Origin of the sequence: Streptomyces sp. NPDC001594, assembly GCF_042893675.1 — a bacterium.
Taxonomy (GTDB): Bacteria; Actinomycetota; Actinomycetes; order Streptomycetales; family Streptomycetaceae; genus Streptomyces.
The window spans coordinates 33564-54836 of record NZ_JBIAVB010000023.1 but is presented as its reverse complement, the minus strand read 5'-3'; the positions used below and the strand labels follow the sequence as shown (position 1 = coordinate 54836).

The following is a 21273-nucleotide window of genomic DNA, read 5'->3' as shown; positions in this document are numbered from 1 at the left end:
GGGTCGCACCGACCCGGCCCCGGCCCGGCCGGGTCGGCGGCCCCGTAGAGTACGGGCAGGCAGCCGTACGGAACGGGGGGCGGAGCCGCCGCATGACCACGACGACACCGCGGACCGAGGTCCTCGACGACCCCTGGCAGCAGCCACCGCCGACCCCCCTGCCGCGCCGTCACCCGGCCCGCGTCACCGCCGCCGTCCTCAGCGCCCTGCTCGGCTCCGCCCTCCTCGCCGGAGGCGCCGCCACCACCTGGAGCCAGTACCGCGCCGACCACCGCCCGCTGCCCCCCGACGCCGCCTACCGCAAGGCCGCGGCCCTCTGGCACACCGCCCCCGTGGACGGCCTGCTCCCTCCCGTACTGGAGGACCGCGAGGCCGGCCCCGGCGGCGCGAGCCGCACCTGGACCCGGATCGCCCTCGCGCCCGACGCCGACTGCGCCGCCACCCTCCCCGCCGACTGGCACGCCGCGCTCACCGCCACCGGCTGCACCCGTGTGCTCCGCGCCACCTACACGGACTCCACCCGCAGCAGCCTGATCACCGTCGGCCTCGTCTTCACCCCCGCCGACGCCCGCACCATGGACGGGCTCCGCGGCCGCCTCCCCGTCCCGCCCGCCTACGGGTACGCCGACTCACGCCGCGCAGCCTGGACCGCCGGGGTCGTCGCCGAGGCCCCCGCCGTGGTCTACGCCGTCTCCGCCTTCGCCGACGGGCGCACCGTGGAGGCCCCCGTCCCGGCCGAGGAGGCCGCCGCCCAGAGCGGCACCGGCACCGTCGCCGAAGCGGGCCTGGGCCACGAGGCCAAGGCCCTCGCGGTCCGCGTCGAACGCACCCTCGGCGCCCTCGCCGCCCCCCGCTCCACCGAGCCCGCGCAGGCCGCCGCCGCACGCCCGCGCCAGGAGCCCTCCCGATGACCCGCACCCCCCGGCCGCGCCCCGGCAGGCCACGGGCCGCGGCCCCGAAGGCCGCCGCGCCCCCCGCGCCGCCCGCGTCGACGGCGAGGCCGGGGAGGACCGCCCTGCGCGCGGGCGGGGCCGCCGCCGCGCTGGCCGCGCTGCTCGTGGCCGTCGCCGCACCGCCCGCGGCCGCCGACACCATCCGCGACCGCGAGTGGGGGCTCCTCGCCCTGCGCGCCGAGGAGGCCTGGGGCATCACCCAGGGCGACGGGATCACCGTCGCCGTCCTCGACACCGGCGTCGACTCCGGCCACCCCGACCTCGACGGCCAGGTCCTCGACGGCACCGACCTCGTCGGCATGGGCGCCGGCCCCGGCGACCGCGCCTGGGCGCGCCACGGCACCGCCATGGCCGGCATCATCGCCGGCCACGGCCACGGCCCGGCCCGCGGCCAGGGCGTCCTCGGCATCGCCCCGCACGCCCGGATCCTGCCCGTCCGGGTGATCCTGGAGGAGGCCGACCCGGGCCGGGCCAAGGCCCGTGACAGCAAGACCGGGGCCCTCGCCGAAGGCATCCGCTGGGCCGCCGACCACGGCGCCGACGTGATCAACATGTCGCTCGGCGACGACAGCGACACCGCCCACCACGAATCCGCCGAGGACGAGGCCGTCCAGTACGCCCTCGCCAAGGGCGTGGTCGTCGTCGCCTCCGTCGGCAACGGCGGCGAACGCGGGGACCACACCTCCTACCCCGCCGCCTACCCCGGGGTCATCTCGGTCGCCGCCGTGGACCGCCAGGGCCGCCGGGCCTCCTTCTCCACCCGCCACTGGTACGCCACCGTCAGCGCCCCCGGCGTCGACGTGGTCCTCGCCGACCCCGACCGCGCCTACTACGAGGGCTGGGGCACCAGCGCGGCCGCGGCCTTCGTCTCCGGCACCGTGGCCCTCGTCAAGGCCGCCCACCCCGGCCTGTCCCCGGCGCAGGTCAAGAAGCTGCTGGAGGACACCGCCACCGCCCGCCCGCCCGGCGGCCGCGACGACGCCCGCGGCCACGGCACGGTGGACCCGGTCGCCGCCCTCCAGGCCGCCGGAGCGCTGCGCCCCGAGGCCCCGGTCCCCGTGGCCGTCCCGGCCGAGCGGCGGTTCTTCGGCACCGGCCCCGATCCGGTCACCGCCACCGCACACCCCTCTCGCCGCGCCGCCCCGGCCGCCGCCGCCGGGGGAGCGGCGCTGCTGGTGCTGGCCGCGGTACTGGCCCGCCGCCCGCGCCCCGCACGGCGGGACGCCGCGGACCCGGACCCGGACCCGGCGGGATAGGGTCGGGTCATTGTGGCGACCAAGAACATTCCAGACCCCGGTTTCTCCGACGACGACGGCACCGCCGACCCCCGGCTGAGCGCGGCCCTGGCCGCCTGGGCCGAGGACCGGGGACGTGAGCCCGAGCTGCTGGCGGCCCTGAAGGACGCCCGCCTGCTGGTGCCCGTCGTGGCGGTGCTCGGCGAGGTAGAGACCGACCCGGAGACGGGCCTGAAGCGCGAGAAGACCAGCGACATGGCCGTCCCCACCCTCACGGCCGGCGACCGCAGGGCCCTGCCCGCCTTCACCTCCATCGCCTCCCTGGCCCTGTGGGACCCGGCGGCCCGCCCGGTGGCGGTCCCGCTGCACCAGGCCCTGGCCGCCGCCGCGCACGAGAAGGCCGACACGATCGTCCTCGACCTCGCCGGCCCCGTCCCCTACCAGCTGACCGGCTCCGCGCTGCTCGCGCTGGCCGAGGGGCGCACCGACGCCGACCCGCTGGCCGACCCGGCCGTGCGCGCGGCGGTACGGGCCGCGGTGGCCGCCGAGCCGGCGGTGCTCCGCGCCCACCTGGGCCCCGGCGGGGACGCCGCCGACGGCACCCTCGCCATCGTGCTGTCCGAGGGGGCGCCGGTCGCCCCCGCCGCCCGCCGGGTGGCCGAGGCGCTCGCGGCGGACGAGACCCTGCGCGGGCGCCTGGTGCGCGGCCTGGACCTGGCCCTGCTCCCGGCCGGTGCCCCGGTGCCGCCGGGCGAGGCGCTGTTCGCGCGCTGAGGGCCCGTTACACGTGCCGCACTCGTGCCGAAGGGCCGTCCGCGACCTGGCGGACGGCCCTTCGGCACGTGTAACGGACTCAGTGGGCGGGGGACCGTGACCGTCCCCCCATGGCGGCTCAGGCGTAGACCGGCCCCGTGAACTTCTCGCCCGGGCCCTGGCCCGGCTCGTCCGGGACGAGGGAGGCCTCGCGGAAGGCCAGCTGGAGCGACTTCAGGCCGTCGCGCAGCGGGGCCGCGTGGAAGGAGCTGATCTCGGTGGCGCTGGCGCTGACCAGGCCGGCCAGGGCGGTGATCAGCTTGCGGGCCTCGTCGAGGTCCTTGTGCTCGGAGTCCGGCTTGTCCAGGCCCAGGTTGACCGCCGCGGCGCTCAGCAGGTGGACGGCCACCGTGGTGATGACCTCGACGGCCGGGACGTCCGCGATGTCGCGGGTCATCTCGTCGTAGTCGGGAGGGGTGGAATCGGAGGGCGTCGCGTCAGTCATGCGCTCCACGATAGGTCGTGCGGCGGCCTTGCCTTGCGTGGGGTAGTATCTACATCGACCGGTCGGACACCTATGTGCCCGGCCCACAAGTGGAGGCTCCGATCTCCCACCCGACCGCCCTCCGGGGAGGCGGGTCATCCGGTCAGGCGGTATCCATCGTTCCGTACGGACGATGGAAAATCGCTGATTCGCGCCCCGCGGTTCGCACGCGGCGGTGCTCCGGTTGTTTTGGAGCCCCTGCCTGTGCCCGGCGGGGCATTTTTATTTCTCCGCCGCGGTGAGTCTGACGACAAAAGACGTCAGCGGCTGTCTGCCAGGCAGCCGTGTGGTGCTACCGAGGAGGATCCATCAGCACCGAGCCCCGCATCAACGATCGGATTCGCGTCCCTGAGGTGCGACTCGTCGGTCCCAGCGGCGAACAGGTGGGCATCGTCCCGCTTGCGAAGGCGCTTGAGCTCGCACAGGAGTACGACCTGGACCTGGTCGAGGTCGCGGCTTCCGCTCGCCCGCCGGTCTGCAAGCTCATGGACTACGGCAAGTTCAAGTACGAGTCGGCCATGAAGGCCCGTGAGGCGCGCAAGAACCAGGCGCACACGGTCATCAAGGAGATGAAGCTCCGGCCGAAGATCGACCCGCACGACTACGACACCAAAAAGGGTCACGTCGTCCGGTTCCTCAAGCAGGGCGACAAGGTCAAGATCACGATCATGTTCCGTGGTCGCGAGCAGTCCCGGCCGGAGCTCGGCTACCGACTGCTGCAGCGTCTCGCGGAGGACGTCCAGGACCTCGGCTTCATCGAGTCGAACCCGAAGCAGGACGGCCGGAACATGATCATGGTTCTCGGTCCGCACAAGAAGAAGACCGAGGCGATGGCCGAAGCCCGCGAGGCCCAGGCCGCGCGCAAGGCCGAGCGTCTGGGCGGTACCGCCGAGGCCGCTCCGGCCGAGGTTGACGCCGCCGAGGCCGACGCCGCGGAGGCCGACGCCGCCGCCCCGGCCCCCGAGGTCGAGGCCGACGGGTCCGCCGAGGCCTGATCCCGGGGCAGCCCGTCTCGGATCACCCATACAACATGACGCTCCCGTCCGCCGGTCCGCGAGGACCGGTGGGAGCGCCACCGACGAGGAGATAACGGCGCCATGCCGAAGAACAAGACGCACAGCGGTACCAAGAAGCGCTTCAAGGTCACCGGCTCCGGCAAGGTGCTCCGCGAGCGCGCCGGCAAGCGCCACCTGCTCGAGCACAAGTCGTCCCGCGTCACCCGTCGCCTCACCGGCAACGCGGAGATGGCTCCCGGCGACGCCGCGAAGATCAAGAAGCTTCTCGGCATCTGACGTCCTCGCTCCCGTACCGGGAGCGGATGAACGTCGGACCGGGACCCCATCGAATTTCCGGGCCGTGTGAAGACACCCACGGCCCCGCTACAAGGAGTAAAAAGTGGCACGCGTCAAGCGGGCAGTAAACGCCCACAAGAAGCGCCGGGCGATCCTCGAGGCGGCCTCCGGCTACCGCGGTCAGCGTTCGCGCCTGTACCGCAAGGCCAAGGAGCAGGTCACCCACTCGCTGGTCTACAACTTCAACGACCGCAAGAAGCGCAAGGGCGACTTCCGTCAGCTGTGGATCCAGCGCATCAACGCCGCTGCCCGCCAGAACGGCATGACGTACAACCGCCTCATCCAGGGTCTGAAGGCCGCCAACATCGAGGTGGACCGCAAGATCCTGGCCGAGCTGGCCGTCAACGACGCCAACGCGTTCGCCGCGCTCGTCGAGGTCGCGCAGAAGGCCCTCCCGGCCGACGTGAACGCGCCCAAGGCCGCCGCGTAAGGCATTCGCCGGCCCGATGGACTGGGCCGGCACCCACGGACCCGCAGGCGCTCGCCTGCGGGTCCGTGTGCGTTCGCCCCGCCCCGCACGGCCCCGGCCGCGCACCGGACCACCCGAGAGAGAACCCTGAGCATGCCCACCCCCGCCGAGCTGATCTCCCCCCGATCCCCGCGGGTGGCCGCCGCACGGCGGCTGGCGCGGCGCAACTTCCGCACCAAGGAGCGCAGGTTCCTCGCCGAGGGCCCTCAGGCCGTCCGCGAGGCGGTCGAGCACCGCGGCTCCCAGGGCGCGACCCTGATCGAGCTGTTCGCCACCGTCGAGGCCGCCGAGCGCTACGCCGACATCGTCGAGGCCGCCCTGCTGGGCGGGGCACGGGTGCACCACGCCTCGGACGAGGTGCTCGCGGAGGTCTCGCAGACCGTCACCCCCCAGGGGCTCGTCGGCGTCTGCCACTTCCTGGACTCCCCCTTCGAGGAGATCCTCCGGTCCGGGCCCAAGCTGGTCGCCGTCCTCGCCCACGTCCGCGACCCCGGGAACGCCGGCACGGTCCTGCGCTGCGCGGACGCCGCCGGCGCCGACGCGGTGGTGCTGACCGACGCCTCCGTCGACCTCTACAACCCCAAGTCCGTCCGCGCCTCCGTGGGCTCCCTCTTCCACCTCCCGGTGGCCGTCGGCGTCCCCGTCGAGCAGGCCGTGGAGGGGCTGCGGGCGGCGGGCGTACGGATCCTCGCGGCCGACGGGGCCGGGCAGGACGACCTGGACGCCGAGCTCGACGCCGGCACCATGGGCGGCCCCTCGGCCTGGGTCTTCGGCAACGAGGCCTGGGGCCTGCCCGAGGAGACCCGGGCGCTCGCGGACGCCGTCGTCCGGGTCCCGATCCACGGCAAGGCCGAGAGCCTGAACCTCGCCACCGCCGCCGCCGTGTGCCTCTACGCGTCCGCGCGTGCACAGCGGGCGCCCGGAGGGTGCCGCTCCGTGACCCCCAGCTAGTAATGTGGCCGTCCGGGGGGCCCACTGAGCTACCCGGAGATGTGGGGTACGGGGACATGACCGTCGGCACGAACAGCTCGCCGGTGACCGAGGCAGCCGCGGAGCGGTCGCGGGACACCCCGGACGGGGCCTTCGCCCTGGACCCCGACGCGCTGCCGGACGGGCTGGTCGTCGCCGACCACACCGGGCACGTCGTCTGCTTCAACCGGGCCGCCTCCAGGATCACCGCCATCGCGGCGGGCCAGGCCCTCGGCGCCCGCATCGAGCGCGCGCTCCCGCTGGAGGACCTGGAGGGCCGCCGCTGGTGGACGCTGACCGACCCCTACGGGGGCCTGGCCACCCGGCGCGGCCAGCCCGAACGGAACCTGCTGCTGCCCGGCGGCCGCGAGGTGCTGGTCTCCGCCGCCTATGTGCGCACCCACCCCACCGGCCCGCTCAGCCGCCTCGTGGTCACCCTGCGCGGCACCGAGGCCCGCCGCCGCACCGAGCGCAGCCACGCCGAGCTGATCGCCACCGTCGCGCACGAGCTCCGCTCCCCGCTGACCTCCGTCAAGGGGTTCACGGCGACCCTGCTCGCCAAATGGGAGCGGTTCACCGACGACCAGAAGCGGCTGATGCTGGAGACCGTCGACGCCGACGCCAACCGCGTCACCCGGCTGATCGCCGAACTCCTCGACATCTCCCGCATCGACTCCGGCCGCCTGGAGGTGCGCCGCCAGCCCGTGGACATCGCCGCCGCCGTCGGCCGGCACGTCCAGGCCCTCACCGCGAACGGCCAGGCCCCCGAGCGGTTCCTCGTACGGGTCAGCCGCCCGCTGCCCGACCTGTGGGCCGACCCGGACAAGATCGACCAGATCCTGGGCAACCTCCTCGAAAATGCGGTGCGGCACGGCGACGGAACGGTCACCATCGACGTAGCGCCGTGCGAGAAGGGAACAGCCGTCACCGTGACCGACGAAGGCCCGGGGATCCCCGAGGAGTCGATGGCCCGCGTCTTCACCCGCTTCTGGCGGGGGAGCAAGCGCGGCGGCACCGGCCTGGGCCTGTACATCGTCAAGGGCATCGTGGAGGCCCACGGCGGCACCATCACCGTCGGGCGCGGACCCGGCGGCGGCGCGGAGTTCCGATTTATGCTGCCCGTGAGCGCGCCGGCCTACCTCACCCAGTAACCCTGCGGAGAGTCTCGCCAGGCGGCCCACGGGCTTCCTCACCCCCGGCGGCCCTTAGACTCGTCCTTTGGCACCTTTGTGTCCTTGTGCCGATCACACCGATCAGCGATCGAGTCGTGCGCGTCGTGCGGGGACCCACCAGCCAGCCATCGGAAGTACGGGAAGAGATGTCCGCACCGAACAAGTCGTACGACCCTGTCGAGGTCGAGGCACTGAAACCGGAAGAGATCGAGCGCATGCGGGACGAGGCGCTCGCCGCCTTCGCGTCCGCCGGCGACCTCGACGAACTCCGCGAGGCGAAGACCGCGCACATGGGCGACCGCTCGCCCCTCGCGCTCGCCAACCGCGAGATCGGCGCCCTGCCGCCCCAGGCCAAGGCCGAGGCGGGCAAGCGCGTCGGACAGGCCCGCGGCGCCGTGAACAAGGCCTTCGGGGCCCGCACGGTCGCCCTGGAGGCCGAGCGCGACGAGCGGGTGCTGGTCGAGGAGGCGGTGGACGTCACGCTGCCCTACGACCGCGTGCCCGCCGGCGCCCGCCACCCGCTGACCACGCTGATGGACCGCATCGCGGACATCTTCGTCGGCATGGGCTACGAGGTCGCGGAAGGTCCCGAGGTCGAGGCGGAGTGGTTCAACTTCGACGCCCTCAACTTCACGCCCGACCACCCGGCCCGCCAGATGCAGGACACCTTCTTCGTCCAGGGCCCCGAGGGCACCCAGGGCGACGAGTCCGGCGTCGTGCTGCGCACCCACACCTCCCCGGTGCAGGCGCGCTCGCTGCTGGAGCGCAAGCCCCCCGTCTACATCGTCTGCCCGGGCCGCGTGTACCGCACCGACGAGCTCGACGCGACGCACACCCCGGTCTTCCACCAGGTCGAGCTCCTCGCCGTCGACGAGGGCCTGACCATGGCCGACCTCAAGGGCACCATCGACCACATGGTCAAGGAGCTCTTCGGGGAGCAGACCACCACGCGCCTGCGCCCGCACTTCTTCCCCTTCACCGAGCCGTCCGCCGAGATGGACATGCAGTGCTACGTCTGCCGCGGCGCGTCGGTGGGCAACCCCGACCGCCCCTGCCGTACCTGCTCCAGCGAGGGCTGGATCGAGCTCGGCGGCTGCGGCATGGTCAACCCCAAGGTGCTCGTCGCCTGCGGTGTGGACCCCGAGAAGTACAGCGGCTTCGCCTTCGGCTTCGGCATCGAGCGGATGCTGATGTTCCGTCACAACGTTGAAGACATGCGAGACATGGTCGAGGGTGACGTGCGCTTCACCCGGCCGTTCGGGAGTGAGATCTGATGCGCGTCCCGCTTTCCTGGCTGCGGGAGTACGTCGACCTCCCCGCGGGCGAGACCGGCCGTGACGTGGCCGCCAAGCTGGTCGACGCCGGCCTCGAGGTCGAGACCGTCGAGCAGCTCGGCGCCGGCCTCAAGGGCCCCCTCGTCGTCGGCCAGGTGCTGACCATCGAGGAGCTCGAGGGCTTCCGCAAGCCCATCCGCTTCTGCACGGTCGACGTCGGCCAGGCCAACGGCACCGGCGAGCCGCAGGAGATCGTCTGCGGCGCCCGGAACTTCTCCGTCGGCGACAAGGTCGTCGTGGTCCTGCCCGGCGCCGTCCTGCCCGGCGACTTCGCGATCGCCTCGCGCAAGACGTACGGCAAGACCTCGCACGGCATGATCTGCTCCGGCGAGGAGCTCGGCATGGGCGACGACGGCACGCACGGCATCATCGTGCTGCCGCCGGAGTACGAGCCGGGCACCGACGCGATCGAGCTGCTCCAGCTGATCGACGAGGTCCTGGACATCGACATCACCCCGGACCGCGGCTACTGCATGTCGATGCGCGGTGTGGCCCGCGAGGCCGCCACCGCCTACGGCCTGCCGCTGCGCGACCCGGCGCTGCTCGACGTCCCCGCGCCGAACTCGTACGGCTACGCGGTGAAGATCTCCGACCCGCAGGGCTGCGACCGCTTCACCGCCCGCACGGTGACCGGCCTCGACCCCGAGGCGCGCTCCCCGATCTGGCTCACCCGCCGCCTCCAGAAGGCCGGCATGCGCCCGATCTCCCTCGCCGTCGACATCACCAACTACGTGATGCTCGAACTGGGCCAGCCGCTGCACGCCTACGACCGCTCGTCTCTGCATGGCGAGATCGGTGTTCGGCGGGCCGAACAGGGTGAAGAACTGATCACCCTCGACGGGGTCAAGCGCACCCTCGACGCCGAGGACCTGGTGATCACCGACAACAGCGGCCCGATCGGGCTCGCCGGTGTCATGGGCGGCGCCAACACCGAGATCGCCGACTCCGTCACCACTGCGTTCGATCCCTCTGGGTCGACCGGCGTCGTCACCGGCACCACCGACGTGGTGATCGAGGCCGCGCACTTCGACTCCGTGTCGATCTCGCGCACCGCCCGCCGCCTGAAGCTGTCCTCCGAGGCCTCCAAGCGCTTCGAGCGCGGTGTCGACCCGCTGGCCGCCGCCGCGGCCGCGCAGCGCACCGTCGACCTCCTCGTGCTGCTCGCGGGCGGCACCGCCGAGGCCGGGGTCACCGAGCTCATCGCCCCGGGCGCCCCGCGCACCATCGCGATGCACGCCGACCACCCGGACCGGGTCGCGGGCATGGACTACGGCCGCGAGACCGTCGTGCGCCGCCTCCAGGAGATCGGCTGCGACGTCTACGGCCAGGACGAGCTCGTCGTCACCGTCCCCTCGTGGCGGCCCGACCTCGCCGCGCCCAACGACCTCGCCGAGGAGGTCATCCGCCTGGAGGGCTACGGGAACCTCCCGTCCACCCTCCCGCAGGTGCCCTCCGGCCGCGGCCTGACCCCGCGCCAGCAGCTGCACCGCCGCGTCGGCCGCGCCCTGGCCGGAGCCGGCTACGTCGAGGCGCTCAGCTACCCGTTCATCGGCGAGGGCGTCCTGGACCAACTCCAGCTGCCCGCGGACGACGCGGGCCGCCGGGTCGTCAAGCTCGTCAACCCGCTCTCCGACGAGGAGCCGGCGCTGCGCACCACGCTGCTGCCGGGCCTCCTCGGGGCGCTGCGCCGCAACGACAGCCGCGGCAGCCACGACCTGGCGCTGTTCGAGACCGGCTCGGTCTTCCGCGCCGGTGAGCAGCCGGGTACGGCCGTCCGCCTGCCGGTCGACCGCCGTCCCACGGACGAGGAGATCGCCACCCTGGACGCGGCCCTGCCCGCGCAGCCGCGGTACGCCGCGGTCGTGCTGGCCGGTGCGCGCGAGCAGGCCGGCTGGTGGGGCAAGGGCCGTCCGGCGGACTGGGCCGACGCGGTCCAGGCCGCCCGCCTGCTGGCCGTCGAGGCCGGCGCCGAGCTGGTCGTCCGCCAGGGCCAGTACGGTCCGTGGCACCCCGGCCGCTGCGCCGAGCTGGTCGTGACCCTCGACGGCGTCGAGACGGTCGTCGGCCACGCCGGTGAGCTGCACCCGCGCGTGGTCAAGGCCCTCGGCCTGCCGGCCCGCACCAGCGCCATGGAGCTCGACCTCGACCGCCTCGCGGCGGCCGGCGGCGAGGCCCTCCAGGCGCCCCGGATCTCCACCTTCCCGGTGGCGACCCAGGACGTCGCGCTGATCGTGGACGCGTCCGTCCCGGCCGCGGCCGTGGAGGCCGCGCTGCGCGAGGGCGCCGGCGAACTGCTCGAATCGCTGCGGCTGTTCGACGTGTTCACCGGTGAGCAGGTCGGCGAGGGCAAGAAGTCCCTCGCCTACGCGCTGCGCTTCCGCGCGCCCGACCGCACCCTGACCGCCGAGGAGTCCACGGCCGCGCGCGACGCGGCGGTGGCCCTCGCCGGCGAGCGCACCGGGGCGGTGCTGCGCGGCGCCTGACCCACCGTGAGCAGGACCCGCTGAGGGGCCCGTCCGGACCACCGGACGGGCCCCTCAGGCATATCGGGGCAAGGCTCACTCATTCGGGTGAGAACGGCTCCCGGCCGTGTCCGGTACGTCAGGAGGTCGACACAATCGTTCCGGCCGACGAGCCGGAGGGGAGCGTCCTGCGGATGATCACGCGCCGGGAGATGCACCGGGCGCGCCTGGGGTGCGTCCTCGCCTGGGGCGGCGCCGCGGTGTCCTGGGAGCTGTCCACCCCGGGGCCGCTGGGGTCCAGCCTCGCCAGCTGCGCGGCCTTCCTGGTCCTGGCCATGGGATCCGCCCTGTACACCCGGCGCGGCCTGGTCGGCGAGCTGCGGCGCGCGCGGGAGATCGCCGGGGCCACGCAGCGGGTCCTGCTGCGGCCGCTGCCCGGACGGATCGACGGCCTGGCGCTGTGCGCCGCCCAGCTGTCCGCGAGCCGGGGGGCGGCGGTGGGCGGCGACCTGTACGAGGCGGTGCCGACGGCGTACGGGGTGCGGGTGGTGATCGGGGACGTACGGGGCCACGGGCTCCCGGCGCTGGGCGCGGCCGCGGCGGTCCTGGGGTCCTTCCGCGAGGCGGCGTACGACGAGCCGGCCCTGGGCGGGGTGCTGCGGCGGATGGAGCGCTCGCTCCAGCGGCACCTGCGCGAACGGGCCCGCGCGGAGCACCCCTCGGCCTGTCCGGCGGAGCCGGAGTCGCCGGTGGCGGAGGACTTCGTCACGGTCCTGCTGCTCCAGATCGCCCCGGACCACACGGTCCAGGCCCTGAACTGCGGCCACCCGTGGCCGTACCTCCTGCGCCCGGCGGCCGTCCCGCAACCCTGCGGGGCGGCACCCCTGCCCGCCCTTCCCCCGCTCCCGCCCGCGCGGCTCCACACCGACGTGCGGGTGCTGGACGGGGGCGAGACCTGGCCGCCGCTCGGGGTGGCGCCCGTACCCGCGACGGTGCGACCGCAGGACCTCGGCCAACTCCGCCCCGGAGAGGCCCTCTTACTCCACACCGACGGCGCCGAGGACGCCCGCGACGGCCAGGGCCGCTTCTTCCCCCTGGCCCGCTTCCTCGCGGAACGCCGGACGCTCACGCCCGCGCGGCTGGTCGCGGGCGTGCACGCCGCCCTGCTGCGCCACACCGGCGGGCGCCTCGCCGACGACGTCGCGCTGCTCGCGCTGCGCAACGACCGCCCCTGAACCGGGGACCGGACCCGGCCGGCCGGGGGGAGTGGAACGGCCCGGGCGGATCCGTGTCACCGGGGGAGCCGCTCCGCACCGGGCCGGTGGACGGACCCGGTGCGGAACCGGCCGGGCTCGGCGGGGGACCCGGCGACCAACCGGGCGGCCCCCGCGGAGCCTTGGTGCGCCGCCCGCCCGCCATGGAGTGTCGGGCAGACAGCAGGGCGGGCGGCGCGTTGCCGGGTCGTCGCACTGTACGAGGGGGAGCCGACGACCGGGCGGCCTCCTTGGCGAGGCTCTTAAGTGAAGCGCGGCACGACCCCTCCGCGGCAGGGTGCGTATCGCATTTATGCGAGTTCTTGCTTCACACCCCGTGTGAATTGCCCGCACCGCCCCCCGCGCGCACCGCGCAGCCACTAGCCTGATGCCGACGAGCCCTTGGAGGGGCCCATGCAGCCCAACGCCCTGCTCGACGCCCTCCTCGCCGAGGCGGGCATGTCCCACGCCGGACTCGCGGCGCACGTCAACCAGGCGGGCCGGTCCCGCGGACTCGCGCTGCGCTACGAACACACCGCGGTCTCCCGCTGGCTGAAGGGGCAGCGCCCCCGCGGCCAGGTGCCCGACCTCATCTGCGAGGTGCTCGGCGGCCGCCTGCACCGCTCCGTCGGCCTCGACGACATCGGGCTCGGCATCCCCGGCCGGCAGACCCCGCACGCCACCCGGCTCAGCGGCTTCGTGGACCGGGCCACCGCCCTGTGGCGCTCCGACGAGCTGGGCCGGCCCGCCCAGCTCACCGCACAGGCCCTCACCGGGACCCCCGCCGTGATCCCGGTGTGGGAGTGGGAGAATCCGCCCGAGGACGCCGACGTGTCCCGCTCGGGCACGCAGCGGATCGGCCCCGAGCACATCGAGATCCTGCGGGCCGCCCGGGCCCACTACGAGCTGATGTACCGCCGGGCCGGCGGGATGGCCACCCGGGCCCGGATCGTCCGCTTCCTCGGCAGCGAGACCGCCCCCATGCTGCGCGGCGGCTACCCCGACGACGTCGGGCGGCAGCTGCACCGCGCCACCGGGTCCCTGGTGGCGGTCGCGGGCATCTGCGCGTACGACTCCGACGCGCACGGCCTGGCCCAGCGCTACTTCCACCAGGCCCTGCGCCTGGCCAAGGCCAGCGGGGACCGGGGGCTCGGGGCGTACGTGATCGCCCTGCTGGTCAACCAGTCCCTGCACCTGCGGGACTTCCGCCAGGCCGTCGCCTTCGCCGAGGCCGCGCTGCGCGCCGCCGGCAGCCAGACCACCCCGGCGCTGGCCGCCGACCTGTACGCGATGCAGGCCAAGGCCTACGCCCAGCTCGGGGACACCGCGGCCGCCCTGGCCTGCATCGGGCGGGCCGAGACCGCCGCCGAGCGGATCCGGCCCGGCAGCGAGCCGGCCGAGACGGGCTACGTCCAGCCCGGGCTGGTCAACGTCCAGGTGGCCGAGGCGCTGCTCAGCCTGGGCGATCTGCACGGCGCGCACGAGCAGGCGGCCGAGGCGGTGGGCACCCCGGCGCACGACCGGGGGCGGGTGCACCGGCTGGCCATGCTGTGCGAGATCCAGCTGCGCCAGGGGGAGGCGGACCGGGCGGTGGCCTCGGCGGCCGAAATGGCCGAACGGGCCCGGGGGATGGAGTCGCTGAGGCTGCGCGACCGGCTGCGGACGGTCCGCGAGGCGCTGCTGGCCAGCGGCTGCGCCGGTGCGGAGGAGACGGCCGCCCTCATCGACGGGGCGCTGCGCGTTCCCCTGTGACGGTTCCAGCTGCTGCCATGTTGCCACCTACGAAGCGGAAGGCGGCACAACCGTGCAGTGGACGAACCTGAACGAGCAGACCGTGTACAAGAACCGCTGGTTCGACGTGAACCTCGCGGACGTGGAACTCCCCGACGGGCGGCACCTGGACCACTTCGTCATCCGGCTGCGCCCGGTCGCCGTGGCCACCGCCGTCAACGAGGCGGACGAGGTGCTGCTGCTGTGGCGGCACCGGTTCATCACCGACAGCTGGGGCTGGGAACTGCCCGCGGGCGTGGTCGAGGACGGGGAGTCGGTGGAGGCCGCGGCGGCCCGGGAGATGGAGGAGGAGTCGGGCTGGCGGCCCGGCCCGCTCCACCACCTGATGACCGTCGAACCCTCCAACGGCCTCACGGACGCCCGCCACCACCTCTACTGGGCGGACGGGGCCACCCTCATCGGCGAACCGGAGGACGGCTTCGAGTCCTCGCGCCGCGAGTGGGTACCGCTCAAGCTCGTCCCGGACCTGATCGGGCGCGGGGAGATCCCGGCCGCCAACATGGCGGCCGGGCTGCTCCTGCTGCACCACCTGCGGCTCGGTTAGCCGTCCTCCCGGGCGGCGGCCGGCCACCGCCGGGCCGCCGCCTTCTGGACCCGCTTGCCGAGGTTCTGCACCGGGATCTCCACCAGCCGGTACATCAGGTGGCTCACGAGCAGCACCGCCGCGACGAACAGCAGGGCCCAGGCGGCCCGGCCCCATGCCGAGTGCGACAGCGGCGCCCCCAGCACGGGCGCGAGCGCGTGCGCCAACGGGACGTGCACCAGGTACACGGAGAAGCTGATCGCGCCGAGCCAGGTCAGCACCCGGGGGAAGCTTCGCCGCCGCAGCAGGAAGCCCAGCCCGAAGACGGCCCAGGCGGCCAGGTAGGCCGAGGACCAGGACAGCCAGCCCGGCGTCCAGGTGTGGTCCTGAAGGCCGTTCCGGTTGTACAGCCAGCCGACCAGCACGCCGGAGACGATCACGAAGCCGCAGGCCAGCAGGGAGGGGACGCGGCCGCGCGCGGAGTGCTGCGCCCGGTAGACGGCGGTGCCGGCGAACATGGTCGCGAAGATCGTCCACGTCTCGTACCAGGGGGCCCGGCTGTTCAGCGTGACGAGCACCAGGCCCAGCCCGCCCAGGAGCAGCGCGCCCGCCCGGGTCGGACCGGGCCGGCCGCTGAGCACCCCGGCGAAGCCCGCGAGCACGACCGGGACGACCACCAGCAGGGCGAGGCGTACCGAGTGGGGGTCGGGTGTCAGCAGCCGCTCGCCGACGGCCGTGCCGACCGCGAGGGCGAGGGCGGCGCAGAGCGCGGCGATGGAGGCGCTGTGCCGGTGCAGGCCGCGGGTGAACAGGGCGGTGACGAAGAAGTAGAAGACCATCTCGTAGCAGAGCGTCCAGGTGACGTTCATGCCGTTGGTGACCCCGAGCACGTCCTGCAGCAGCAGGCCGTTCGTGATCAGCGAGCTCAGGTCGTCGCCCGTGCGCAGGACGCGGATCGCGCCGTCCCCGGCGGGCAGCACCAGGAGCGAGAGGGCGATGGTGACGATCAGGGCGGGGTGGATCCGGAAGAACCGCCCGATCCAGAACCCCCGGACGTCGCCGCGGCGTTCGAGGGAGGCCGGGATGATGTAGCCGCTGACTATGAAGAACAGCATGACCCCGAACAGGCCGAGGTCGAAGTTCCGCCCCACGAACTTCCCGGCCGGCAGCATGTTCAGGATGCCGAAATGGTGCAGGGCCACGACGAGGGCGGCGAAGCCGCGCAGGGCGTCGAGCCAGCCGAGCCGGGCGGCGGCCGAGGTCTTCGGAGCCGGCGGGGAGGACGGGGACGGGGCGCCAGGAGTGGGGGGCCGCACCGTTGCGGTCGTGAAGCTGTTCACCGGGAGGACCCTAGCCGGTACCCCGGCCGCCGCGCCGACGACCGAGGTACTTCTCACACCATATTCACGGCGTTTCAGCCGTACGGGTAGAAACCCGAGCCCGTTTTGCGACCGAGCCGGCCCGCGTCGACCATCCGCTGGAGCAGCGGGGGAGCGGCGTACAGCGGCTCCTTGTACTCGGCGTACATCGAGTCGGCGATCGAGGCGATGGTGTCCAGACCGATCAGGTCGGACAGCTTCAGCGGGCCCATGGGGTGGGCGCAGCCGAGCTCCATGCCGTTGTCGATGTCCTCGCGGCTGGCGATGCCCGACTCGAACATCCGGATCGCCGACAGCAGGTACGGCACCAGGAGGGCGTTGACGACGAAGCCCGACCGGTCCTGGGCGCGGACGGCGTGCTTGCCCAGCACGTCCCGCACCAGGGCCTCGGACCGCTTGACGGTCTCCTCGCCGGTGGTCAGCGCCGGGATCAGCTCCACGAGCCGCTGCACGGGCGCCGGGTTGAAGAAGTGGATGCCGATGACCTGGTCGGGCCGCGAGGTCGCGACGGCCAGCTTGACCAGCGGGATCGAGGAGGTGTTGGAGGCGAGGATCGCGTCGGGGCGGGTGATCACCTGGTCGAGGACCTGGAAGATCTCCGTCTTGACCTGCTCGTTCTCCACGACGGCCTCGATGACCAGGTCGCGGTCGGCGAACTCGCCGAGGTCGGTGGTGAAGCTGAGGCGGGCCAGGGTGGCGTCGCGCTCCTCCTCGCTGATCTTGCCGCGTTCGGCGGCCTTGGTCAGCGAGTTGTGCAGCCGGGTGCGCCCGATCTCCAGGGCCTCCCCGGTGGTCTCGGCGACCTTCACCTCAAGACCGCTGCGGGCGCACACCTCCGCGATGCCCGCGCCCATCTGGCCACAGCCCACCACGCCGACCCTGGTGATGTCGGTCGGGAGGGTAGAGAGGTCCGTCACATCGTGCCTTTCGCTGCTCATCCATCGCGGGTCCCCCGGAGTTCGGCAGTGGTAACTGCACCCCGGCGCCCGCCACGCCCCCCGACGTTACTCCCGTACTTCCCGCACGCGGCGGGGCGGGGCGGGCATGCTGGGCGTTCGTCGAGCGAAGTCACGGAGAGGAACGGAGTCGTCACATGGCGTACATCGGACGGCGGGGGCTGCTGGCGGGAGCGGCGGGGGTGCTGGCCGCGGCGACGGGCGCGGGCCCCGCGCGGGCCGCCGCCGGGCCCGCGGGGGCGCGGGGACGTGGCGGAGCGGGCCGGGCGGCGGCCCGGGAGTTCCGGGGGATGTGGATCGCGACCGTACAGAACGTGGACTGGCCCTCCGCGTCGGGCCTCGCCGCCCGGACGCAGCGCGCCGAGCTCACCGCGCTCCTCGACACCGCCGTGCGGCGCCGGCTGAACGCCGTGATCCTCCAGGTCCGGCCGGCCGCGGACTCCTTCTGGCCCTCCGCCCGCGAGCCCTGGTCGCAGTGGCTGACCGGGACCCAGGGCCAGGACCCGGGCTGGGACCCGCTGGGCACCGCGGTCGCCGAGGCGCACGCCCGCGGGCTGGAGCTGCACGCCTGGTTCAATCCGTACCGGGTCGCCAACCACGACGACCCCTCCCGGCTGTCCGCCGCGCACCCGGCCCGCCGCAACCCCGACTGGGTCGTCCCCTACGGCGGCAAGCTCTACTACAACCCCGGGCTGCCCCAGGTGAGGGCCTTCGTGCAGGAGGCCATGCTCGACGCCGTCTCCCGCTACCCGGTCGACGGGGTGCACTGGGACGACTACTTCTACCCCTACCCGGTGGCGGGGGAGTACTTCGACGACGACGACGCCTACGCGGAGTACGGCGCCTCCTTCGGCACCCGCGCCGCCTGGCGCCGGCACAACACCGACACCCTGGTGTCCGAGATGTCGCAGCGGCTGCGCCAGGTCCGCCCGGCGGCCCGGTTCGGCGTCAGCCCCTTCGCGGTGTGGCGCAACCGGGACACCGACCCGCTCGGCTCGCCGACGCGGGCGGGCGTGCAGACGTACGACGACCTGTACGCGGACACCCGCAAGTGGGTCACCCAGGGGTGGCTGGACTACATCGTGCCCCAGGCCTACTGGCAGATCGGCCACCCGCAGGCGGACTACGCGGAGATCGTGCCCTGGTGGGCGAAGACCGTGGCGGGCACGGGCGTGGACCTGTACGTGGGCGAGGCGCTGTACCGCTGCGACGCGAACAGCTCCACGGCCGCCTGGCGCGATCCGGCGGAGCTGTCGAGGCACCTCACCCTCGCCAAGAAGTACGCGGAGGTCCGCGGCCACGTCTACTTCTCGGCGAAGCAGGTGGCCGCGGACCCCAACGGTGCCATGGCCCGGGTCGTCGCCGACCACTACCAGGCGGTGGCGGCGCCGCGCTGACCGGACGTCAGGCGGCCCCGTGTGCCAGGTGGTCCGGTGCCGGCTGGTTCAGCGCCGGCTGGTTCGGCGCCAGGTGGTTCAGCGCCAGGTGGGGGACGTGCCCTCGGCCCTGTCCGGGTGGCGTACCACGCAGTCGGGGCCGGGGGACATCACGGCGTCGTGCCCGTCCGGGAAGTGCACCCGGTACGGGGGCGCGCCGTTCTCGCCCAGCACCTCGACGATCTCGCCCACCCTGTCGTGCTGGCCCACGATCCTCCCGTGCTGTACCAGCTGGTCGCCCTCGGTCGCTCGCATCTGCTGACCTCCCTCGGAACAGGTCCGATCCGGTGCCAGTAGTTTAGGCCGATCCAGGGCTATTTGACCCGTTGGGTCACGGTGATGCAGACCAGCACCGCCCCGGCGGCCAGCGGCGTCGCCGGGGACAGCCGCTCGCCCAGCAGCGCCACCGACCAGACCAGGGTCAGCAGCGGCTGGGCGAGCTGGAGCTGGCTGGCGCGCGGAGCCCCGATCGCGGCCATGCCGCGGTACCAGACGTAGAGCCCGAGGAAGGTCGAGCCGGCCGCCGCCCACAGCAGGCCGGCGGCTCCGTGCCAGGTCAGGTGCACCGGCTCGGCCGCGAGCCCGAGCACGGAGCCGGCCAGCGCCAGCGGCAGGCACAGCACCAGGGCCCAGCCGATCACCTGCCAGCCCGGCATCAGCCGGGCCAGCCGGCCGCCCTCGGTGTAGCCGGCGGCGCAGACCAGCAGCGCCCCGAACAGGTAGGCGTCGCCGGCGGAGGGGGCGCCGCCGCTCTGGGCCAGGGTGAAGGCCAGGACCACCAGGGCCCCGGCGACGGCCGCCGCCCAGAAGGCCCGCGGGGGCCGGGTGCCGGTGCGCAGGGCGGACAGGGCGGCCGTGGTCAGCGGGAGGAGGCCCACCACGACGGCGGCGTGCGAGGTGGTGGAGGTCCGCAGGGCGAGGGTGGTCAGCAGCGGGAAGCCCACCACCACCCCGCCCGCCACGACGGCCAGCCCCGCCCAGTGCTCACGGGCCGGCAGCGGGACCCGCCCGGCGAGCAGGAAGCCGCCCGCGATGACCGCGGCCAGGGCGCTGCGCAGGGCCACGAGCGACCAGGGGCCGAAGCTCTCCAGGCCCCAGGCGGTGGCCGGGAAGGTCAGCGAGAAGGCCACCACCCCGAGGAGGGCGAGGACGGTACCGCCGCGGCCCCCCGCTTGGACCGTGCTGTGGCCCCCCGCCTGGACTGCTATCGGGGTCGGGCGAGTAGCGCTATTCTGTGCTGTCATGTATGAGCGTAGCAGTGTGGCGGAACTGGCGGAATCCCTCCGATCCGAGCTCGACCGCTACCCGGTGGGTGGAAAGCTCCCGTCGAGCCGGGCCCTGGTCGAGCGCTTCCGCGTCAGCCCCGTCACCGTCTCCCGGGCCCTCGCGCAGCTCGCCGCCGAGGGGCTCGTGGTCACCCGCCCGGGCGCCGGCGCCTACCGCGCCCACCCTCGCGCGGCCGGCCTCACCCCCGGGGACACCTCCTGGCAGGAGGTCTCCCTCAGCGCGGAGGGGGCCGGGGAGGTCGTCCCGCGCTCCGTGGACGCCTCCGGGCTGGTGTCCTCGCTGGCCGCCACCCCGCCCGGGGTCATCGAGCTCAACGGCGGCTACCTCCACCCCTCGCTCCAGCCCGAGCGGGCCATGGCCGCCGCCCTGGCCAGGGCCGGGCGCCGCCCCGGGGCCTGGGGGCGGCCCCCGCTGGAAGGGCTGCCCGAGCTGCGCGACTGGTTCGCCCGGGAGATCGGGGGCGCCGTCGGGGCGCTCGGGGCCGCCGATGTGATGATCACCGCCGGCGGGCAGAGCGCCCTGACCACCGCCCTGCGGGCGCTGGCCCCGCCGGGCGCCCCCGTCCTGGTGGAGTCGCCCACCTACCCCGGGCTGCTGGCCATCGCCCGCGCCTCCGGCTGCCGGCCGGTGCCCGTCCCGATGGACGCCGACGGGGTCCGGCCGGAGCTGCTGGCCGCCGCGTTCGAGGCCACGGGCGCGCGGGTCTTCGTCTGCCAGCCGCTGTTCCAGAACCCGACCGGGGTCGTGCTCTCCGCCGAGCGGCGGCCCGAGGTGCTGCGGATCGCCCGGGCCGCCGGGGCCTTCGTGATCGAGGACGACTACGCCCGCAACCTCGCCCACGAGGACGCCGGCCCGCTGCCCGCGGCCCTGGCCGCCGAGGACGCCGACGGGATCGTCGTCCACGTGCGCTCCCTGACCAAGGCCACCTCGCCCAGCCTGCGCGTCGGCGCGCTCGCGGCCCGCGGCCCCGTGTTGGACCGGCTGCGCGCCATCCAGGTGGTCGACAGCTTCTTCGTGCCCCGCCCGCTCCAGGAGGCCGCCCTCGAACTGGTCGGCGCGCCCGCCTGGCCGCGCCACCTGAGGGCCGTCGCCGCCGAGCTGCGCCACCGCCGAGACGTGCTCGCGGGGGCCCTGCGGCGCGAGCTGCCCGGGGTGGAGCTGCCGCACCTGCCGCGCGGGAGCCACCAGCTGTGGGTCCGGCCCCCGGGCGGCGGCGACGACGCGGAGTTCGCGGCGGCGGCCCTGCGCGCCGGGGTCGCGGTGGCGCCCGGCCGCCCTTACTTCTGCGCCGAGCCGCCGGCCGCGTACGTCCGGATGAGCTTCGCCGGGGTCTCGGGGCCCGGGGAGCTGGTGGAGGCCGTCCAGCGCCTGCGCGGGGGACTGCACTGGCCCTGACCTGCGGCGG

20 protein-coding genes are annotated in these 21273 nt (G+C 74.3%); 15 read left to right on the top strand and 5 right to left on the bottom strand.

The features are described from left to right. The first annotated feature begins 92 nt into the window (after positions 1-92). From ACFY0O_RS34130 to ACFY0O_RS34120, 3 genes are read left to right on the top strand one after another with little or no spacing between them, the layout of a single operon-like run. Entirely contained in the window at positions 93-911 is an 819-nt protein-coding gene (locus ACFY0O_RS34130; RefSeq protein ID WP_388954129.1) for a hypothetical protein, read from the top strand. Then, positions 908-2209 carry a type VII secretion-associated serine protease mycosin gene (gene mycP, locus ACFY0O_RS34125; protein WP_388954126.1) on the top strand — a complete coding sequence of 434 codons (1302 nt, stop codon included), beginning with the start codon at positions 908-910 and terminating at the stop codon, positions 2207-2209. The genes ACFY0O_RS34130 and mycP overlap by 4 nt, the downstream gene beginning before the upstream one ends. A gap of 12 nt (positions 2210-2221) precedes the next feature. Further along, the gene (locus tag ACFY0O_RS34120; RefSeq protein WP_388954124.1) at positions 2222-2962 is read left to right on the top strand and encodes an SseB family protein; all 741 of its coding nucleotides are present in this window, start codon (positions 2222-2224) and stop codon (positions 2960-2962) included. 118 nt (positions 2963-3080) lie between these two features. Here the strand turns inward: ACFY0O_RS34120 and ACFY0O_RS34115 are convergent, their stop codons facing one another. Next, complete coding sequence (locus tag ACFY0O_RS34115) at positions 3081-3446, bottom strand: DUF1844 domain-containing protein (protein WP_042819415.1); 366 nt, start codon at positions 3444-3446, stop codon at positions 3081-3083. Positions 3447-3769: 323 nt separating this feature from the next. Here ACFY0O_RS34115 and infC point away from each other — a divergent pair, with 323 nt between their 5' ends. The 10 genes from infC (at position 3770) to ACFY0O_RS34065 (ending at position 14831) form a co-directional block, all read left to right on the top strand. Then, on the top strand, positions 3770-4480 hold the full coding sequence (gene infC / locus ACFY0O_RS34110) for a translation initiation factor IF-3 (protein WP_388954121.1): 711 nt from the start codon (positions 3770-3772) through the stop codon (positions 4478-4480). 102 nt (positions 4481-4582) lie between these two features. Beyond that, a complete protein-coding gene (gene rpmI / locus ACFY0O_RS34105) occupies positions 4583-4777 on the top strand; it encodes a 50S ribosomal protein L35 (protein WP_030012385.1) in 195 nt (64 codons plus the stop codon). Between the two features lie 103 nt (positions 4778-4880). Beyond that, positions 4881-5267 carry a 50S ribosomal protein L20 gene (rplT, locus tag ACFY0O_RS34100; protein WP_007263143.1) on the top strand — a complete coding sequence of 129 codons (387 nt, stop codon included), beginning with the start codon at positions 4881-4883 and terminating at the stop codon, positions 5265-5267. A gap of 132 nt (positions 5268-5399) precedes the next feature. Beyond that, complete coding sequence (locus tag ACFY0O_RS34095; RefSeq protein ID WP_388954119.1) at positions 5400-6257, top strand: TrmH family RNA methyltransferase; 858 nt, start codon at positions 5400-5402, stop codon at positions 6255-6257. Between the two features lie 56 nt (positions 6258-6313). Then, the gene (locus ACFY0O_RS34090) at positions 6314-7426 is read left to right on the top strand and encodes an ATP-binding protein (RefSeq protein WP_388954117.1); all 1113 of its coding nucleotides are present in this window, start codon (positions 6314-6316) and stop codon (positions 7424-7426) included. A gap of 167 nt (positions 7427-7593) precedes the next feature. After that, positions 7594-8721: a phenylalanine--tRNA ligase subunit alpha gene (gene pheS, locus ACFY0O_RS34085; protein ID WP_042819419.1), complete on the top strand. Its 1128-nt coding sequence runs from the start codon at positions 7594-7596 to the stop codon at positions 8719-8721. Further along, positions 8721-11264: a phenylalanine--tRNA ligase subunit beta gene (gene pheT / locus ACFY0O_RS34080; RefSeq protein WP_388954115.1), complete on the top strand. Its 2544-nt coding sequence runs from the start codon at positions 8721-8723 to the stop codon at positions 11262-11264. Before pheS ends, pheT begins: the two co-directional genes overlap by 1 nt. A gap of 173 nt (positions 11265-11437) precedes the next feature. After that, a complete protein-coding gene (locus tag ACFY0O_RS34075; RefSeq protein ID WP_388954112.1) occupies positions 11438-12478 on the top strand; it encodes a PP2C family protein-serine/threonine phosphatase in 1041 nt (346 codons plus the stop codon). A gap of 432 nt (positions 12479-12910) precedes the next feature. Continuing rightward, the gene (locus tag ACFY0O_RS34070; RefSeq protein WP_388954109.1) at positions 12911-14248 is read left to right on the top strand and encodes a transcriptional regulator; all 1338 of its coding nucleotides are present in this window, start codon (positions 12911-12913) and stop codon (positions 14246-14248) included. 52 nt (positions 14249-14300) lie between these two features. Next, on the top strand, positions 14301-14831 hold the full coding sequence (locus ACFY0O_RS34065; protein WP_388954107.1) for an NUDIX hydrolase: 531 nt from the start codon (positions 14301-14303) through the stop codon (positions 14829-14831). On the opposite strand, the gene ACFY0O_RS34060 is transcribed toward ACFY0O_RS34065, so the two are convergent. Beyond that, positions 14828-16150 carry an acyltransferase family protein gene (locus ACFY0O_RS34060; protein ID WP_388954104.1) on the bottom strand — a complete coding sequence of 441 codons (1323 nt, stop codon included), beginning with the start codon at positions 16148-16150 and terminating at the stop codon, positions 14828-14830. The genes ACFY0O_RS34065 and ACFY0O_RS34060 overlap by 4 nt on opposite strands. Before the next feature lie 74 nt (positions 16151-16224). After that, complete coding sequence (locus tag ACFY0O_RS34055; protein ID WP_388954102.1) at positions 16225-17127, bottom strand: 3-hydroxybutyryl-CoA dehydrogenase; 903 nt, start codon at positions 17125-17127, stop codon at positions 16225-16227. A 155-nt stretch (positions 17128-17282) separates the two neighbouring features. Here ACFY0O_RS34055 and ACFY0O_RS34050 point away from each other — a divergent pair, with 155 nt between their 5' ends. Next, positions 17283-18542 (top strand): glycoside hydrolase family 10 protein, encoded by a 1260-nt coding sequence (locus ACFY0O_RS34050; protein WP_388954098.1) that lies wholly within the window; start codon positions 17283-17285, stop codon positions 18540-18542. Positions 18543-18620: 78 nt separating this feature from the next. On the opposite strand, the gene ACFY0O_RS34045 is transcribed toward ACFY0O_RS34050, so the two are convergent. Together ACFY0O_RS34045 and ACFY0O_RS34040 are read right to left on the bottom strand one after the other, a co-directional pair. After that, on the bottom strand, positions 18621-18836 hold the full coding sequence (locus ACFY0O_RS34045) for a DUF1918 domain-containing protein (RefSeq protein WP_358892853.1): 216 nt from the start codon (positions 18834-18836) through the stop codon (positions 18621-18623). Positions 18837-18895: 59 nt separating this feature from the next. Beyond that, positions 18896-19825, bottom strand: coding sequence for a DMT family transporter (locus tag ACFY0O_RS34040; protein ID WP_388954096.1), 930 nt, complete (start codon positions 19823-19825; stop codon positions 18896-18898). Here ACFY0O_RS34040 and ACFY0O_RS34035 point away from each other — a divergent pair. Then, on the top strand, positions 19824-21263 hold the full coding sequence (locus tag ACFY0O_RS34035; RefSeq protein WP_388954094.1) for a PLP-dependent aminotransferase family protein: 1440 nt from the start codon (positions 19824-19826) through the stop codon (positions 21261-21263). The two genes, ACFY0O_RS34040 and ACFY0O_RS34035, sit on opposite strands and share 2 nt — an antisense overlap. The last annotated feature ends 10 nt before the right edge of the window (positions 21264-21273 follow it).

Bases quoted from the DNA above. Each gene is read 5' to 3' on its own strand.
- ACFY0O_RS34130 (WP_388954129.1), top strand. From the start codon at position 93: ATGACCACGACGACACCGCGGACCGAGGTCCTCGACGACCCCTGGCAG.
- mycP (WP_388954126.1), top strand. From the start codon at position 908: ATGACCCGCACCCCCCGGCCGCGCCCCGGCAGGCCACGGGCCGCGGCC.
- ACFY0O_RS34115 (WP_042819415.1), bottom strand. From the start codon at position 3,446: ATGACTGACGCGACGCCCTCCGATTCCACCCCTCCCGACTACGACGAG.
- rpmI (WP_030012385.1), top strand. From the start codon at position 4,583: ATGCCGAAGAACAAGACGCACAGCGGTACCAAGAAGCGCTTCAAGGTC.
- ACFY0O_RS34095 (WP_388954119.1), top strand. From the start codon at position 5,400: ATGCCCACCCCCGCCGAGCTGATCTCCCCCCGATCCCCGCGGGTGGCC.
- ACFY0O_RS34090 (WP_388954117.1), top strand. From the start codon at position 6,314: ATGACCGTCGGCACGAACAGCTCGCCGGTGACCGAGGCAGCCGCGGAG.
- pheS (WP_042819419.1), top strand. From the start codon at position 7,594: ATGTCCGCACCGAACAAGTCGTACGACCCTGTCGAGGTCGAGGCACTG.
- pheT (WP_388954115.1), top strand. From the start codon at position 8,721: ATGCGCGTCCCGCTTTCCTGGCTGCGGGAGTACGTCGACCTCCCCGCG.
- ACFY0O_RS34075 (WP_388954112.1), top strand. From the start codon at position 11,438: ATGATCACGCGCCGGGAGATGCACCGGGCGCGCCTGGGGTGCGTCCTC.
- ACFY0O_RS34070 (WP_388954109.1), top strand. From the start codon at position 12,911: ATGCAGCCCAACGCCCTGCTCGACGCCCTCCTCGCCGAGGCGGGCATG.
- ACFY0O_RS34055 (WP_388954102.1), bottom strand. From the start codon at position 17,127: ATGAGCAGCGAAAGGCACGATGTGACGGACCTCTCTACCCTCCCGACC.
- ACFY0O_RS34050 (WP_388954098.1), top strand. From the start codon at position 17,283: ATGGCGTACATCGGACGGCGGGGGCTGCTGGCGGGAGCGGCGGGGGTG.
- ACFY0O_RS34045 (WP_358892853.1), bottom strand. From the start codon at position 18,836: ATGCGAGCGACCGAGGGCGACCAGCTGGTACAGCACGGGAGGATCGTG.
- ACFY0O_RS34035 (WP_388954094.1), top strand. From the start codon at position 19,824: ATGTATGAGCGTAGCAGTGTGGCGGAACTGGCGGAATCCCTCCGATCC.
- ACFY0O_RS34040 (WP_388954096.1), bottom strand. From the start codon at position 19,825: ATGACAGCACAGAATAGCGCTACTCGCCCGACCCCGATAGCAGTCCAG.